Here is a 15708-nt window from a genome sequence, read left to right on the forward strand (position 1 = left end):
GGACGGTCATGCGGCTGGTCATCGCGCGCTGCAGCGTGGATTACATCGGACGGCTCACGGCTCACCTGCCGATGGCCCCAAGACTCGTGCTCATCAAGGCCGACGGCAGCGTGAGCATCCACGCCGACGACCGCGCCTTCAAGCCGCTCAACTGGATGAATCCGCCGTGCAAGCTCAAAGAGGACGGCGAGACCTGGACGGTCACCCACGGCAAGACCGGCGAGAAGCTGGTTCTGACGATGGCCGAGATCCTCCACGACTCCAGTCACGAGCTGGGCGTCGACCCGGGCCTGATCAAGGACGGCGTCGAGGCCCACCTGCAGGAGCTGCTCGCCGAGCACATCACGACGCTCGGCCCCGGCTACTCCCTCATCCGCCGCGAATACATGACGGCCATCGGTCCCGTCGACATCCTGTGCCGCGACGCCTCGGGCGCGACGGTGGCGGTGGAGATCAAGCGCCGGGGCGAGATCGACGGGGTCGAGCAGCTCACTCGCTATCTGGAGCTGCTCAACCGCGATCCGCTCCTGGCGCCCGTACGCGGGGTGTTCGCGGCCCAGGAGATCAAGCCGCAGGCCCGCGTCCTCGCCGCCGACCGCGGCATCGGCTGCGTCACCCTCGACTACGACGCCCTGCGCGGCATCGAGCCGGAGAACCCCACGCTGTTCTGAGCGCCCGTGCACGGCGCTGCACGCGCCCCTGCGGGCCGAACGCCCACCGGCCAGGCCCTCTACGGCGGCCCCGCCTTCAGCGGCCGCCACGGACGTCTCCGGACATTCTGGTAAGCGGTGGCTTACCGGATTATCGTGACGCCATGACGACCCTGACGTTCGACTCACTCAACCCGGCGACCGGCGCGGTCGTCGGGAGCCACCCGAAGGCCACTCCCGAGGCCGTGCACGAGGCCGTGGGCCGGGCGGAGACGGCCGCCGCGTGGTGGGCCGCGCTGGGCCACGCCGAGCGCAGGCGCCGGCTGCTCGACTACAAGGCGGTGCTCACCCAGCACATCAGGGAGCTGGCCGCGCTGGTGCACGAGGAGAACGGCAAGCCCGTCGGCGACGCCACGCTGGAGCTGGTCCTGGCCGTCACCCACCTCGACTGGGCGGCCCGCAACGCCGCCAAGGTGCTCGGCCGCCGCCGGGTCAACACCGGCATGATCGGCCTCAACCTGGCCGCCACCCTCGAATACCTGCCGCTCGGCGTCGTCGGCGTCATCGGCCCGTGGAACTACCCGGTCTTCACCCCCATGGGCTCCATCGCGTACGCGCTCGCGGCCGGCAACGCCGTCGTGTTCAAGCCCAGCGAGCTGACCCCCGGCATCGGGGTGCGCCTGGCCGAGCTGTTCAGGGAGTCGGTGCCGGAGCACGACGTCTTCCAGACCGTCACGGGCCTCGGCGAGACCGGCGCGGCGCTGGCCGGCGACCCCCGGGTGAAGAAGGTGGCCTTCACCGGCTCCACCGCGACGGCCAAGCGGGTGATGGCGGCCTGCGCCGAGAACCTCACCCCGATCGTCGCCGAGTGCGGCGGCAAGGACGCCTTCATCGTGGACGCCGACGCCGACCTCGCCGCCGCCGCCGACGCCTGCCTGTGGGGCGCCATGTCGAACGCCGGCCAGACCTGCGTGGGCGTCGAGCGGGTCTACGTGGTGGACGCGGTCTACGACGGCTTCATGCGCGAGCTGACCGGCCGGGCGGCCCGGCTGAAGGCGGGCGAGGACTACGGCCCGATCACCATGCCGGGCCAGGTGGACGTCATCAAGCGGCACATCGACGACGCGGTCAAGGCGGGCAGGACGGTCACCGGCGGCTCCGGCGCGGTCAGGGCGCCGTACGTGGATCCGGTGATCGTCGAGGACGTGCCCGAGGACTCCCCCGCCGTCCGCGAGGAGACCTTCGGCCCGACCATCACCGTCCGCCGCACCCGCGACGCGCAGGAGGCGCTGGAGCTGGCCAACGCCTCGGCGTACGGGCTGGGCGGCACCATCTTCAGCCGCAACGCCCGCCGCGCCACCGAGCTGGCCCGCCTGATGCGCAGCGGCATGACGGCCATCAACTCGGTCATCTCGTTCGCGGGAGTGCCCTCGCTGCCGTTCGGCGGAGTCGGCGACTCGGGGTTCGGCCGCATCCACGGCGCCGACGGATTGCGGGAATTCGCCAGGCCCAAGGCCATCTCGCGGCAGCGCTTCGCGATGCCGGGGATGAACATCACCTCGTTCAACAGGGGCCCCGCCGAACTTGAGCGACTGGTCAGGCTTGTCACGTTCTTGCATGGAAGACGTAAAAGGTAATCTTCTTACCCTTTCCCAGATCCGATCATCCGTCCATAATTGTGTGCTCTGGGGGCCACGATCATGTTGGACGGGTGGAATGTGAACCGGTCTTACCGGGGAATGTCGGCTGAGCAAAGGCTGGCAGACAGACGAGAGCGGCTGATGACGGCCGCGTACACGCTATACGCGAAGCCGGGTTTCGCGGCGACGACCATCGAAAGGCTCTGCTCGGAGGCGCGGATCTCCAACAGGGCCTTCTACGAATGTTTCGGCGGCCGCGAAGAGTTGCTGCAGGCGTTGCACGAGCGCTGCGTGGACGAAAGCCTGGCCGTCGTCGCGAAGGCCGTTCAGGACGCGCCTGCCACGCTCGACGGCCGGGTGACGGCCGGCATTCGCGCGTATATCGAGTTCGCCACCGCCGACTGGCGGCGAGCGCGCATCATGCACGTCGAAGTACGCCGATCAGGCGACGTCCTGGCCCTGTCCCGCCAGCGTGCGATCGGCTCCTTCGCCAAGCTCGTCGAGGAGGCGTCCGCCGATTTCCCGCTCGCCGGCGGCCTCAATCGGCGGCTGGTCGCGCTGGGCGCCATAGGGGCCTTACAAGAGCTGCTCATCGAATGGCTGCTGGCCGACGATCAACCGGAGATCGACGAACTCGTCGAGGTCGCGGTGCACATCTTCAACCGCGCACTGGGCCCCACCTGATCGTCCGTTCAATACCATTGCACATTTGCAGCCGGAGTGACCCGGCCGAAATCGCCATTTAGTCAATGCAGAAAAAGAGCGGGCGACGGCTGATCGTCGCCCGCTCCGATATGTCACATCAGGCCACCGCGGCCTCGGGAACCTCCACGTTCAGCACCCGATTCAGCCGGGTCACCGCGAGGATCCGCATGATCCGCGGTGGCACCCCCCGAAGGACGAGGCGGCGTCGCACGCTGATCGCGCGCCGATGAGCGCCCACGAGCACACCGAGCCCGGTCGCGTCGATCATCTCCAGCTTGGAGAGATCGAGGATCAGGTCTCCTTCGCCGGAGTCGAGCGCCTCGTGCAGCCGCTCGCGCACCCCCGCCGACGTGCCGGCGTCGAGCCGGGCACCGATCCTCACCACCTGGGCCCGCGGATTGCCCCGGACGCGCATGCCACCTCCTCAGTCACGCACACGGCGTGGTCACAGCGCTGCGTACAGCGCATGACGAGGTAAAACCTCACCATCTCCCTACCCAGCCATCGGGAGTGACACGACCGCTCGTAGCAGGAATTGTCCGTCTCCTGTCGGCTGGGCGGTCATCGCGCCTCCCACGGCCGCCAGCCGCTCGCTCAGCCCCGCCAGGCCACTGCCCAGGTCGGCCGCCTTCCTGCGGGCCACACCGTCGTTGCGCACGGTCAGCTCGGCCTCGTCCGCAGTGAACCGGAAGGAGATGTCGCAGAAGGTCGCCGTGCTGTGCTTCAGCACGTTCGTCACCGCCTCGCGCACCGCGAACGCGAACACCGGCGCCACTCCGTCCGGTGACTCGCGGTGGGGCAGCGCCACCTCGCAGCGGACCCCCGCCGCTTCGAGCACACTTTTCACGCTATTCAGCTCAGCGGTCAAGTCAAGCTCGCGGTAGCCGCGCACGGCCTGCCGCAGCTCCTTGAGCGCCTTCCTGGTCAGCGCGTTCACCTCGGCCATCTCGGCCTTGGCCGCGCCGGCGTCCACGTCCGACAGGCGTACCGCCAGCTCGGTCTTGACCGCGATGGCGGAGAGCTGATGTCCGACGAGGTCGTGCAGGTCGCGGGAGAAGCGCAGCCGCTCCTCGGCCAGCGCCAGCCTGGTGTGCGCCTCCTTGCCCCGGTGCGCCTCGACGGCCAGCCTCCAGATCCACATCCACACCCGGTTGGAGGGCGGGATGATCACACACAGCAGGCCGTACGCCATCGCGTCGAGCAACAACCGCTGGATCAGGGTCATGCCGGAGAACATCTCCGACAGCATCGTCCCGCCGCTGAGCGCCGACAGGCCCACCCCGGTCACCCACGTGCCGGCCGCCACCACGTACGACCAGCGCTTGGGGATCTCCAGCACGGCGATCGACAACCAGCACAGGAGCAGGAAACCCCACCCGACCGGCTGGGCCCCGCCCAGGGCTGCCGCGAGCACGGCGAGGACCGCCGCCATCCCCACCTTCCTGGTGGGGTAGCGGCGGTCCAGGAGCTCGTCCACCACCTGCCAGGCGACCCAGGTGAAGCCGGCCGCGGCGACCGCGCCCAGCGCCACCCGCCACCCGACGAACTGACCGTCGGCGAGTGCGCTCAAGACGGCCAGGCCGATCAGGATCCAGGAGGCGAGGAAGGCGAACCCGAGCACCCTCTTGGTGATCGCACGCGCCTGTTCGATCGTGTCCATCTACCGCGTACGGAGGACTTCGGTGAGCTTGAGCCGCGCCCCCGTCCGCAGCACGGCCCGGCGGTACACCGTCGCCCCGAAGGCCAGCACGCCCGCCACGCCCAGCATCATGAGCCCCATGGACGCGGCCACCTGCCACACCGGCACCTCGGTCGCGGCCATCCGCACCGGCATGATCATCGAGGAGAAGGGCGGGATGAACGACCCGACCGTGGCCAGCGTGCTCGTGGGCTCGTTGCCGGCGTAGAAGGCCACGAAGTACGTGCCCATGATGACCATGGTGAGCGGCGTCATCACGGTGTTGACCTCCTCCTGCCGCGAGACCAGCGAGCCGGAGGCCGCCGCCAGCGTGGCGAAGAAGGCGTAACCGAGCACGAACCAGAGCACGACCGCCACCACGAGCCCGGTCATGCCGGGCGGGAAGTCCGCGGCGAGGCCCGAGGCCGAGGCCGCGACCAGGCCGACGACCAGGATCGTCACCAGATTGATCAGACCGACCACGCCCAGGCCGAGGATCTTGCCGCCGAGCAGCTGCCACGGCCGCACCGAGGCCAGCAGGATCTCGACGATGCGGCTGCCCTTCTCCTCGACCACGCCCATGGCCACCATCACGACCTGACCGATGATCATGAAGAAGAGCACGAAGACGAGGACCGTCGCGATGCCCGTCCTGGCCGCCTCGTAACGCGTGTCCGCACCCACCGACTGGACCTGCAGCGGCGGGATGTTCACCCCCGCGGCGCCGAGCTTGACCTCCCGGTTCACGCTCTGCATGAGCACGCCGAGCTCCTGGTCGATCTCGCCGTCCGTGAGCACCCTGGTGCCGTCGACCAGCACCGCGTCCACGTCGCCCGCCAGCACGGCGGTCTTGGCCGCCGCCTCGTCGGCGAACTGGCGCCACTCGAACGTGATGTCCGGCGCCGCCCGGTCCAGCGGCAACTGCTCGGAGTTGACGGTGCCCACCGTGTAGGAGTCACCGCCGTCGAACAGCTTGGGCGCGTACGACAGCAGCCCCACCAGCACCGCCGTGATGATCAGGCCGATCACGAACCCCTTGGTCCTGACCTGCGTGGTGATCTCACGCCCGGCGACCAGCATCAGTCCGTTCACGCCACGGCCTCCTTGAAGATCTCGGTGAGCGACGGGTGCTCGGCGCCGAAGCGCTCGACCGCGCCCGCCTTCATGGCGCGGCGCAGCAGCTCCTGGCCGTCACCCGTGTTCGTGCGAAGGATGTGCAGATCGCCGTCGACCGTGACCGTGCCGGGCAGGCCGTCGGCCCAGCCGGGCGCCGGGTCCCGGACGGCCACCACCGTCGTGCCGCCCTCGGCCGCGCGCAGCTCCTCCACCGTGCCGGTGGCCACCATGCGGCCGGACGAGACGATGCCCACGGAGTCGCACAGCCGCTCCACCAGCTCCAGCTGGTGGCTGGAGAAGATCACCGGCACGCCGCTCCTGCAGCGCTCCTGCAGCGCCGCGGCGAGCGCGTCCACCGCGATCGGGTCGAGCCCGGAGAACGGCTCGTCGAGGATCAGCACCTCGGGATCGTGCACCAGCGCCACCGCGAGCTGGACCCTTTGCTGGTTGCCCAGTGACAGCGCCTGCACGGCGTCGTTCCTGCGCTCGATCAGTCCCAGGCGCTGCAGCAGGTCGTCGGTGGCCTTCTTGGCGGCCGTGGCGCTCAGGCCGTGCAGCCGGCCGAAGTACTCGATCTGCTGGCCCACCCGCATCTTCTGGTACAGCCCGCGCTCTTCCGGCATGTAGCCGAAGCGCTGGCGGGCGTCGTAGCCGAGCGGCCTGCCCTGCCAGCTCACCGAGCCGGAGTCGGCCTGGAGCACGCCCATCACGATGCGCATCGTCGTGGTCTTGCCGGCGCCGTTCGCGCCGACGAAGCCGTACATCTCGCCCGGCCGTACGCTGAAGCTGACGCCGTCGAGGGCGAGCTTGCCGCCCGGGGCGCCGGGACCACCCGCGAAAGTCTTGCGCAGCTCGCTGATCTCGAGCATCAGGTCATCTCCTTCGTCATGCGTCCATGGTGGCGTTTGCCCCATTGGCCCGGCCAGTCGGAGAAATCACCGGCCCGAGGTGCATCCCGCGTCCGATCCCGATGACATTTGTCATTACGCTGTGCCCATGACGCGCGCCGACAAGGACAAACCGGTCGTACTCTCCCGCATCTACACCCGTACCGGTGACGACGGCACCACGTCGCTGGTCGATGGCAGCCGCACCCACAAGACCGACCCCCGGCTCGTCGCCTACGCCGACGTCGAGGAGGCCAACGCCCACCTGGGCGTCGCGCTGTCACACGGCACGCTGCCCGCCGAGCTGGCGGAGGTGCTGGTCAGGGTGCAGAACGAACTGTTCGACGTGGGGGCGGACCTCGCCACGCCGGTCGTGGCCGAGCCCGAGTTCCCGCCGCTGCGGGTCGAGGCGTCGTACATCGAGTGGCTGGAGGAGCAGTGCGATCGCTTCAACGCCGGCCTCAAGCCGCTGCGGAGCTTCATCCTGCCCGGCGGCGACCCCGCCACGGCCGCCCTGCACGTCGCCCGCGTCACCGTACGCCGTGCCGAGCGCTCGGCGTGGGCGGCCATGCGGGCGCACGACGACACCAACCCGCTGACCGCGAAATACCTCAACCGCCTGTCGGACCTGCTGTTCATCGCCTGCCGCGTCGCCCACGACGGCAGGGAGATCCTCTGGAAGCCAGGCGGCACCCGCTAGGCGACGTCCAGATAAGCGCTCGGCGGCGCCGACTCCAGCCAGGCCAGGAACCCGGTCATGGCGTCGGCGCTCATCGCCAGCGAGATGCCCCGGGTGCTGCCCGAGCAGTCGACCGCGAACAGGCCGCCGTCGACCTCCCTGCGGGCGGATACGACAAGGCCGCGCCTCGCGATAGCGTGACGCGGCCTGAGTCGGACGCCCAGCAGCGGGATCCAGTGGAGCTCCCCGTCGGCGTAGCGGGCCACCCCGCTCTGCCATCCGCGCTCCCCCACGCGCAGCCGACACGGTACGCTCCCACGCGCGCGGGACAGCATGGCCCCCCGCACGACGATGAGGGCGGCAAGTAGCACTACGAGAATCACAACCGTCGCCACCATGCCGCCCCCTGAGCCCGCTTGATAGGTGCTATTAAACCTCTTCGCCCGCCGCACGCAGGCGGGCCCTGGCACGCTTGGCCTCGACGGCCGCGTCGGCGTCCTCCTGGTTGGCCTCGATCGAGGCCTGGGCCCGGTCGAGAGCGTCACGAGCCGCCGCCACGTCGACCTCGGAGCCGAGCTCGGCCACCTCGGCCAGCACGGAGACCTCGTCGTCGGCGACGGAGATGAAGCCCCCGTGCACCGCCGCCACCAGCTCCGGCTCGCCTTCCCGCTTCACGCGCAGCACCCCGCCCTCGACGAGGACGCCGAGCACAGGTGCGTGTTGCGGCATAATACCGATCTCGCCGTCCACGGTCTTGGCAATCACCATGTCGGCCTCGCCCGACCAGATCTCACGCTCGGGTGAGACAACCCCTACGCGTAGCTTCGCCACTTGTGTAGGTTCCTTTCCGATCAGGTGGTGGCACGGCGCTCCTGCCGTACCACCACCGTGGGGCGATTAGCGACGCTCGAGTTCCTTGGCCTTGGCGATGGCCTGCTCGATGCCACCGACCATGAAGAACGCCTGCTCGGGCAGGTGGTCGTACTCGCCGGCGCACAGGCCCTTGAACGAGGCGATGGTCTCGTCCAGCGGCACGGTCTCGCCCGGCTGGCCGGTGAAGGCCTCGGCCGCGTACATCGGGTGCGACAGGAAGCGCTCGATGCGGCGGGCCCGCTGGACGGTGACCTTGTCCTCTTCGGACAGCTCGTCGATACCGAGGATCGCGATGATGTCCTGGAGCTCGCGGTACTTCTGCAGGATCCGCTTGGTCTCCTGGGCCACCGCGTAGTGCTCCTCGCCCACGATCTGCGGGTCGAGGATGCGGGAGGAGGAGTCGAGCGGGTCCACCGCGGGGTAGATGCCCTTCTCGGAGATGGGCCGCGAGAGCACGGTCTGCGCGTCGAGGTGCGCGAACGCGTTGTGCGGCGCCGGGTCGGTGATGTCGTCCGCGGGGACGTAGATCGCCTGCATGGAGGTGATCGAGTGACCACGCGTCGAGGTGATGCGCTCCTGGAGCACACCCATCTCGTCGGCCAGCGTGGGCTGGTAACCCACGGCGGACGGCATACGGCCGAGCAGCGTCGAGACCTCGGAACCGGCCTGCGTGAAGCGGAAGATGTTGTCGATGAACAGCAGCACGTCCTGCTTCTGCACATCGCGGAAGTACTCCGCCATCGTCAGCGCCGACAGGGCGACCCGCAGACGGGTGCCCGGCGGCTCGTCCATCTGGCCGAAGACGAGCGCGGTGTCCTTGAGGACGTCCGCCTCCTCCATCTCCAGCCAGAGGTCGTTGCCCTCACGGGTGCGCTCGCCGACACCGGCGAAGCACGACGTACCGCCGAAGTTACGGGCGACACGGCGGATCATCTCCTGGATGAGCACCGTCTTGCCCACGCCGGCGCCGCCGAACAGGCCGATCTTCCCACCCTGCACGTAGGGGGTGAGCAGGTCGATGACCTTGATGCCGGTGACCAGCAGCTCGGTGCGGGACTCGAGCTGGTCGAAGGGGGGCGACGGCCGGTGGATCGGCCAGCGCTCCTCGACCTTCAGCGAGGAGGTCGGCACGTCGAGCGTCTCGCCCAGCGCGTTCCACACGTGGCCCTTGACGACGTCGCCGACCGGCACCGAGATCGGGGCGCCGGAGTCGCTCACCGCCTGGCCGCGGACCAGGCCGTCGGTGGGCTGCATGGAGATGGCGCGCACGAGGTTGTCGCCCAGGTGCTGGGCGACCTCGAGCGTCAGGGTCTTGGTCTCGCCACCGAGGGTCACCTCGACGTTGAGCGCGTTGTAGATGTCGGGCATCGCATCGACGGGGAACTCCACGTCGACGACGGCGCCGGTGACACGTGCCACGCGGCCAGTGCCGGCCGCGGGGGCTTCCACAGTTTCTACAGCCTCTGCAGTCATTTCACTCTTTCCCCGCTGCGGCGTCAGCGAGCGCGTTGGCGCCACCGACGATCTCGCTGATTTCCTGGGTGATCTCGGCCTGGCGAGCCTGGTTCATCTGCTGGGTGAGCACCCGCATCAGCTCGTTGGCGTTGTCGGTCGCCGACTTCATCGCGCGCCGCCGCGCGGCCTCCTCGGAGGCCGCGGACTGCAGCAGCGCCGTGAAGATGCGCGACTCCACGTAGCGCGGCAGCAGCGTCTCCAGCACGTCGCCCGCGGTCGGCTCGAACTCGAAGTACGGCGGGATCACGGTGGACTCCGTCGCCTCGGTCTCCTCGACCTCCAGCGGAAGGACGCGCTTGACCGCGACGTTCTGCGTCAGCATCGAGACGAACTCGGTCGAGACGATGTGGATCTCGTCGATGCCGTTGTCGTCCTTGAACGACTCGATCAGCGTGTTCGCGATCTCCTTGGCGTCGGCGTAGGCCGGCCGGCGGGTGAAGCCGGTCCAGCTGCCGCCCATCTCCCTGTTACGGAAGGTGTGCCAGGTGACGCCCTTGGTGCCGGTCACGAACGGCACGACGTCGAGGCCGCGGCCCTCCAGCAGGCCGCGCAGGGCCTCGGCCTCGCGCAGCACGTTGGCGTTGAAGCCGCCACAGAACCCACTGTCGCTGGTGACGATGAGCACGCCCGCCTTGGCGGGGTTCTCCTTCGCCACGGTCAGCGGATGGTCGACGCTGGCCGCGTTGCTGACGACGCCGGTGACGGCGCGAGTGATCTCACGCTCGTACGGCAGCGCCGCCTGCATCCGCTGCTGCGCCTTCACGATCCGTGAAGAGGCGATGAGCTCCTGCGCGCGCGTGATCTTCGCGGTGGACTTCACCGAGGTGATCCGCCGGCGCAGCTGCCTTAGCTGGGCACCCATCTGCTACTTCTTCTCCGCCGGACGGACGACCTTCTTGATCTTCTCCTGGCCGACCTCGTCGGCACCCAGCGGAGCGACCGGCTCGTCCTTGACCAGCAGCTCACCCGAGGAGGTGGTGAAGCCCTTCTTGAACTCCGTGATGGCGTCCTTGAGAGCGGTCACCGTGTCGTCGGACATCTCGCGGGTCTCGCGGATGGTGTCGAGGATGCCCTTGTGCGAGGACTGCAGGTAGTCGAGGAACTCGCCCTCGAACCGGCGGATGTCCTCGACCGGCACCTCGTCCAGCTCGCCGCTCGTGCCGGACCACACCGACACGACCTGACGCTCGACGGGGAACGGCGCGTACTGGGGCTGCTTGAGCAGCTCGACCAGCCGCTGACCGCGCTCCAGCTGAGCGAGCGAGGCGGCGTCGAGGTCGGACGCGAACGCGGCGAACGCCTCGAGGTCGCGGTACTGCGACAGCGACAGCTTCAGCGTGCCGGAGACCTTGCGCATGGCCTTGACCTGCGCGGAGCCACCGACTCGGGACACCGAGATACCGACGTTGATCGCCGGGCGGACACCGGCGTTGAACAGGTCGGTCTCCAGGAAGCACTGACCGTCGGTGATGGAGATGACGTTGGTCGGGATGAACGCCGACACGTCGTTGCCCTTGGTCTCGATGACCGGCAGGCCCGTCATCGAGCCACCGCCCATGTCGGCGGAGAGCTTCGCGCAGCGCTCCAGCAGCCGGGAGTGGAGGTAGAAGACGTCGCCGGGGAATGCCTCACGGCCCGGCGGGCGACGCAGCAGCAGGGACACGGCGCGGTAGGCGTCGGCCTGCTTGGTCAGGTCGTCGAAGACGATCAGAACGTGCTTGCCCTGGTACATCCAGTGCTGGCCGATGGCCGAGCCGGTGTAGGGGGCAAGGTACTTGTAACCGGCCGGGTCGGAGGCCGGGGCGGCGACGATGGTGGTGTACTCCATCGCGCCCGCCTCCTCCAGGCGGGCCTTGACCTGCGCGATCGTCGAGCCCTTCTGGCCGACGGCGACGTAGACGCAGCGGACCTGCTGCTCGGGGTCGCCCGACAGCCAGCCCTCACGCTGGTTGAGGATGGTGTCCACGGCGATCGCGGTCTTGCCGGTGCCACGGTCGCCGATGATCAGCTGGCGCTGGCCGCGGCCGATCGGCGTCATGGCGTCGATCGCCTTGATGCCGGTCTGCAGCGGCTGCTTCACCGGCTGCCTCTGAACGACCGAGGGGGCCTGCAGCTCAAGGGCACGGATGCCCTCGGCCTCGATGGCTCCCTTGCCGTCGAGCGGGTTGCCCAGGGGGTCGACCACGCGGCCGAGGAAGTTGTCGCCGACGGGCACGGACAGGACCTCGCCCGTCCTGCGGACCGTCTGGCCCTCCTCGATGCCGGCGAACTCGCCGAGGACCACGGCACCGATCTCACGGGTGTCGAGGTTGAGTGCCAGGCCGCGCGTACCGTTCTCGAACTCGAGCAGCTCGTTCGCCATCGCCGAGGGAAGGCCGGAGACATGGGCAATGCCGTCGCCGGCGTCGACGACGGTCCCGATCTCCTCGCGCGCGGCGCCTTCCGGTTCGTACGCCTGGACGAAGCGCTCAAGCGCGTCCCGGATCTCGTCCGGCCGGATCGTAAGCTCCGCCATCTCTACTCTGTCTCCCTATTCGCCTAGCCGGCCAACCGGCGGCGGACTTCTTCGATTCGTCCCACAATGGTGGTGTCGATGATCTCGTCGCCGATGCGGACCGAGAACCCACCGAGCACTCGCTTGTCCACCTCGACGTTCAGGTGCACATCACGCCCGTACGAGGAGCGCAGCCACGTGGCCAGGCGCTCCTTCTGCGCATCCGACAGCTCGACCGCGCTGCGCACCACCGCCACGAGGCGCTGGCGCTGCTGGGCCACGAGCTGGCCGACTTCTTCGAGACCGGCTTCCAGACTACGTCCTCGCGGATGCACGACGAGCTGCGTGACCAGGCGCAGGCTGGTCGGCGCGACCTTGCCGTCGAGCAGGTCGTGCAGCAGCGCGCGCTTGCCCTCCTCGGAGGCGCCCGCGTCGGTGAGCGCCCTGCGCAGGTCGGGGTTGGCGGCGACGATGCGGCCGAAGCGGAAGAGCTCGTCCTCCACCTCGTCGAGCCTGGACTGGCCCTCCGCCTCAGCCGCCGCGGCCACGACACCGAGCCGCTCCAGCACGTCGGCCAGGTCGCCCGTGCGCGACCAGCGGGCCGCGACCGCGGCCTCGGCCGTGGCCAGGGCGGCCTCGCCGACCTTGCCCTGCAGCAGCGAGCGCAGCACGCCCGACTTCTGCCCGGCCGGCCTCGCCGGATCGGACAGGGCGCGGCGCAGGCCGTGCTCGCGGTCGAGCAGATCCGCGACCGCGAACAGCTCGTCGGAGAGCGCGCCGAGCTCGGCGCTGCCCGCGACCGCGTTGAACCGCTCTTCGACCTCGGCCAGCGAGGCCCTGCTCAAACCCCTCATCGCGCGCTCACCCGCTCCTCGTTCGCCGCGCGGACGCGCACGCTCGCGTGTCCGCTCCGCTCACCGCGGGGGGTTCGCTCCAGCATCAGCGCACCGCCTGCGCGTTGCTGTTCTCCAGCTCGTCGAGGAACCGGTCCACGATGCGGCTCTGGCGCGCCTCGTCCTCCAGCGACTCGCCGACGATGCGGCCGGCCAGCTCGGTCGACAGGCGGCCGATCTCGGTGCGGAGCTGGGCGAACGCCGCCTGGCGGTCGGCCTCGATCTGGGCGTGCGCGGCCTCGACGAGACGGCGGGCCTCGGCCTGCGCCTCCTCGCGAAGCTCGGCCTTGATCTGCGCGGCCTGCTCACGGGCCTCCTCGCGCAGCCTGGCGGCGTCGCGACGGGCCTCTTCGAGCTGCTCGGAGAAGCGCTTCTGCAGGGCCTGCGCCTCGGCCTGCGCCTCCTCTGCCCGCTTGATGCCACCCTCGATGGCGTCGGTGCGCTCGGCCAGCGTCTTCTGGATGCGCGGGACGAGGATCTTGCCGACGACGAGGAAGACGACGAGGAACGCGAAGATACCGACGACGAGCTCGTACGTGTGCGGAATGAGCGGACTCGATTCCGCCGCAAGGAGCGTAGCTGCCTTGATGATCATATTGCAGCCTTCCGTCAGCTAGGGGCGATCAGATGCCCTGGAAGATGAACGGCGCCACCAGGCCGATCAGGGCGAGGGCCTCGGTGAGGACGAAGCCGAGGAGCATGTTCTGGCGGATCAGGCCGTACGCCTCCGGCTGGCGCGCGATGGCCTGCACGCCCTGACCGAAGATGATGCCGACGCCGATGCCGGGGCCGATGGCGGCGAGACCGTAACCGATGGCGGTGACGTTGCCGGAGACCTCAGCGAGAACGCTCATTGTTCGTATTCCTTTACTTAACGGCCGGTGGACTGGGTATCACCGGTCATGGACATTCCGTGAGTCGTGCGGTGGTTCTCAGTGCTCCGCGTGGAGCGAGTTGCCGATGTACATCGCCGCCAGCATCGCGAACAGGAAGGCCTGCAGGAACTGGATGAACATCTCGAAGCCGGTCAGGATGATCGTCATCACCACGCCGATCACGCCGACGGGCGCGCCCAGCGGGGTCAGCTTCTCGAACAGGAACCAGAAGCCGACCATGCTGAAGAAGGCCAGCAGCATGTGGCCCGCGAACATGTTCGCGAAGAGTCGTACCGCGTGCGTGAAGGGGGCGATGATCAGGTTCGACAGGAACTCGATCGGGGCCAGCAGGACGTAGATGAACTTGGGCAGGCCCGGGGGGAACATCATGTTCTTGAAGTAGCCGACCGCGCCCTGGTGCTTCATGCCGAGATAGATCTTCAGGATGTAGATGATCAGGGCGAGCACGGCGGGGAAGGCGATGTGGGAGGCCACCGGGAACTGCAGCACGGGGATGACGCCCATGAAGTTCCACAGCAGGACCACGAAGAAGATCGAGACGAGCAGACCCATCCACTGGTCGGCGTCCTTGCCCAGGAAGGGCCGGGCGACCTGGTCGCGGACGAACATGTAGCCGTACTCGACGACGTTCTGCAGGCCCCTGGGCACGATCTTCGGGTTACCGAAGGCGCCCCAGCACAGACCGATCACCACGAGCGAGGTGAGGATCGCGAGCAGGACCGGCTTGGTGAACCAGTCGACCCCCGCGATGATGGGGGGCAGATCGAACAGCTCTTCTGGCGTAGGCGCCCCGAACTGATCGCCAGGAGGAGCGAGGACCGTCAGCGCACTCACGCGGCGTTCCCTTCAACGTCGTAGTGGATCACAAGAGTTACCTCGGCGAAGTGATCGCTGCGCCGGGTTAGCGACTGAACTTCCGGTAGGCCAGGTAGCCGGCGAGCACAACCCCCAGAACCACGCCTATGGGGAAGAACGCGGACATGTCCAGCCACCGGTCCAGCAACCACCCGAGACCGCCGTAGATGGCCATCCCCGCGAGAAGATAGCTGGGGACTGACCACATGGCGTCGGCGAAGTCGCGACCGTCTTCTTCCGGTCGGCGTTCCTGTGCGCTCATCGCGGCCCCGACGATAGCAGGCGGACAGAGGGCTAGTCATATCGGGCCCCACCCGGCCACCGGCATCATGAGTCGCCTCTGCCGGGGACCCGGGCCTCGGGGTCGACGTACAGCATCTTGGTCTTCATGAAGGCGCGGACCTCGAAACCGGTCCACACGATGGTGCCGATCACCACCGACCAAGCGAAAGCAAGCGTGTTCCACGCCGTGGTGTCGCGGAACGCGTTGAGCACGAGCATGATGACGACGACCTTGACGAGGTAGCTCAGCATCGCCGCGATGGCCATCACCTGAGGGGAGACCCGGGCGGCGTAGGACACCGCCACCACGCTGATGCTGAAGAAGACCCCGACGAGCAAGGTGCCGAGTGCGGCTCCGAGCGCTCCCTTGCCACCCGCCAGCAGGAGGGACACGAGCACGGCGACCAGCCCGACCGCGAGGGTCGGAATCGCGGCGCTCTTGAGTACGCGCACGTCGTTGGCCTGCATCAATGCTCCATCGGCAAGTTATCAAGCGAGCGTTTGCTACCTCCAGAACCGGTACATCTGGAGGCCCCTGCTCGTGA

The 15708-nt window shown here is 68.6% G+C and carries 19 protein-coding genes; 4 read left to right on the forward strand and 15 right to left on the reverse strand.

Annotated elements, in window-relative coordinates; all coding sequences use genetic code 11:
- The first annotated feature begins 8 nt into the window (after positions 1-8).
- From nucS to AB0K28_RS36155, 3 genes are all read left to right on the forward strand, one after another.
- Complete coding sequence (gene nucS, locus AB0K28_RS36145; RefSeq protein WP_345397609.1) at positions 9-671, forward strand: endonuclease NucS; 663 nt, start codon at positions 9-11, stop codon at positions 669-671.
- Positions 672-814: 143 nt separating this feature from the next.
- Complete coding sequence (locus tag AB0K28_RS36150; protein WP_364378802.1) at positions 815-2287, forward strand: aldehyde dehydrogenase family protein; 1473 nt, start codon at positions 815-817, stop codon at positions 2285-2287.
- Positions 2288-2431: 144 nt separating this feature from the next.
- The gene (locus AB0K28_RS36155) at positions 2432-2974 is read left to right on the forward strand and encodes a TetR/AcrR family transcriptional regulator (RefSeq protein WP_345397606.1); all 543 of its coding nucleotides are present in this window, start codon (positions 2432-2434) and stop codon (positions 2972-2974) included.
- A 118-nt stretch (positions 2975-3092) separates the two neighbouring features.
- On the opposite strand, the gene AB0K28_RS36160 is transcribed toward AB0K28_RS36155, so the two are convergent.
- The 4 genes from AB0K28_RS36160 to AB0K28_RS36175 form a co-directional block, all read right to left on the reverse strand.
- Complete coding sequence (locus AB0K28_RS36160; RefSeq protein ID WP_355429893.1) at positions 3093-3410, reverse strand: STAS domain-containing protein; 318 nt, start codon at positions 3408-3410, stop codon at positions 3093-3095.
- A 78-nt stretch (positions 3411-3488) separates the two neighbouring features.
- The gene (locus AB0K28_RS36165; RefSeq protein WP_364378807.1) at positions 3489-4655 is read right to left on the reverse strand and encodes a histidine kinase; all 1167 of its coding nucleotides are present in this window, start codon (positions 4653-4655) and stop codon (positions 3489-3491) included.
- Positions 4656-5765, reverse strand: coding sequence for an ABC transporter permease (locus AB0K28_RS36170; RefSeq protein ID WP_345397597.1), 1110 nt, complete (start codon positions 5763-5765; stop codon positions 4656-4658).
- Positions 5762-6658, reverse strand: coding sequence for an ATP-binding cassette domain-containing protein (locus AB0K28_RS36175; protein WP_345397594.1), 897 nt, complete (start codon positions 6656-6658; stop codon positions 5762-5764). The genes AB0K28_RS36170 and AB0K28_RS36175 overlap by 4 nt, the downstream gene beginning before the upstream one ends.
- Before the next feature lie 127 nt (positions 6659-6785).
- Between AB0K28_RS36175 and AB0K28_RS36180 the strand changes: the two genes are divergently transcribed.
- A complete protein-coding gene (locus tag AB0K28_RS36180; protein ID WP_345397591.1) occupies positions 6786-7376 on the forward strand; it encodes a cob(I)yrinic acid a,c-diamide adenosyltransferase in 591 nt (196 codons plus the stop codon).
- On the opposite strand, the gene AB0K28_RS36185 is transcribed toward AB0K28_RS36180, so the two are convergent.
- From AB0K28_RS36185 to AB0K28_RS36235, 11 genes are all read right to left on the reverse strand, one after another.
- A complete protein-coding gene (locus AB0K28_RS36185) occupies positions 7373-7753 on the reverse strand; it encodes a DUF2550 domain-containing protein (RefSeq protein WP_364378812.1) in 381 nt (126 codons plus the stop codon). The two genes, AB0K28_RS36180 and AB0K28_RS36185, sit on opposite strands and share 4 nt — an antisense overlap.
- Before the next feature lie 31 nt (positions 7754-7784).
- Positions 7785-8186 carry a F0F1 ATP synthase subunit epsilon gene (locus AB0K28_RS36190; protein ID WP_344876149.1) on the reverse strand — a complete coding sequence of 134 codons (402 nt, stop codon included), beginning with the start codon at positions 8184-8186 and terminating at the stop codon, positions 7785-7787.
- 66 nt (positions 8187-8252) lie between these two features.
- Positions 8253-9701, reverse strand: coding sequence for a F0F1 ATP synthase subunit beta (gene atpD, locus AB0K28_RS36195; protein WP_345397584.1), 1449 nt, complete (start codon positions 9699-9701; stop codon positions 8253-8255).
- Between the two features lies 1 nt (position 9702).
- Positions 9703-10605 carry a F0F1 ATP synthase subunit gamma gene (locus AB0K28_RS36200; RefSeq protein WP_345397581.1) on the reverse strand — a complete coding sequence of 301 codons (903 nt, stop codon included), beginning with the start codon at positions 10603-10605 and terminating at the stop codon, positions 9703-9705.
- Positions 10606-10608: 3 nt separating this feature from the next.
- Positions 10609-12258, reverse strand: coding sequence for a F0F1 ATP synthase subunit alpha (gene atpA, locus AB0K28_RS36205; RefSeq protein ID WP_364378816.1), 1650 nt, complete (start codon positions 12256-12258; stop codon positions 10609-10611).
- A 23-nt stretch (positions 12259-12281) separates the two neighbouring features.
- Complete coding sequence (locus AB0K28_RS36210; RefSeq protein ID WP_345397578.1) at positions 12282-13091, reverse strand: F0F1 ATP synthase subunit delta; 810 nt, start codon at positions 13089-13091, stop codon at positions 12282-12284.
- Positions 13092-13176: 85 nt separating this feature from the next.
- Positions 13177-13725, reverse strand: coding sequence for a F0F1 ATP synthase subunit B (locus AB0K28_RS36215; protein WP_345397575.1), 549 nt, complete (start codon positions 13723-13725; stop codon positions 13177-13179).
- Between the two features lie 28 nt (positions 13726-13753).
- Positions 13754-13984, reverse strand: coding sequence for an ATP synthase F0 subunit C (atpE, locus tag AB0K28_RS36220; protein WP_138666586.1), 231 nt, complete (start codon positions 13982-13984; stop codon positions 13754-13756).
- A 78-nt stretch (positions 13985-14062) separates the two neighbouring features.
- Positions 14063-14860, reverse strand: a complete 798-nt coding sequence (atpB, locus tag AB0K28_RS36225) for a F0F1 ATP synthase subunit A (protein ID WP_364378820.1) — start codon at positions 14858-14860, stop codon at positions 14063-14065.
- Positions 14861-14927: 67 nt separating this feature from the next.
- Positions 14928-15143, reverse strand: a complete 216-nt coding sequence (locus AB0K28_RS36230) for an AtpZ/AtpI family protein (RefSeq protein WP_242379410.1) — start codon at positions 15141-15143, stop codon at positions 14928-14930.
- A 65-nt stretch (positions 15144-15208) separates the two neighbouring features.
- On the reverse strand, positions 15209-15631 hold the full coding sequence (locus AB0K28_RS36235; protein WP_345397555.1) for a hypothetical protein: 423 nt from the start codon (positions 15629-15631) through the stop codon (positions 15209-15211).
- Positions 15632-15708 lie beyond the last annotated feature (77 nt).

The organism is Nonomuraea sp. NPDC049504 (assembly GCF_040676845.1).
In the GTDB taxonomy this organism is placed as follows: domain Bacteria; phylum Actinomycetota; class Actinomycetes; order Streptosporangiales; family Streptosporangiaceae; genus Nonomuraea; species Nonomuraea salmonea.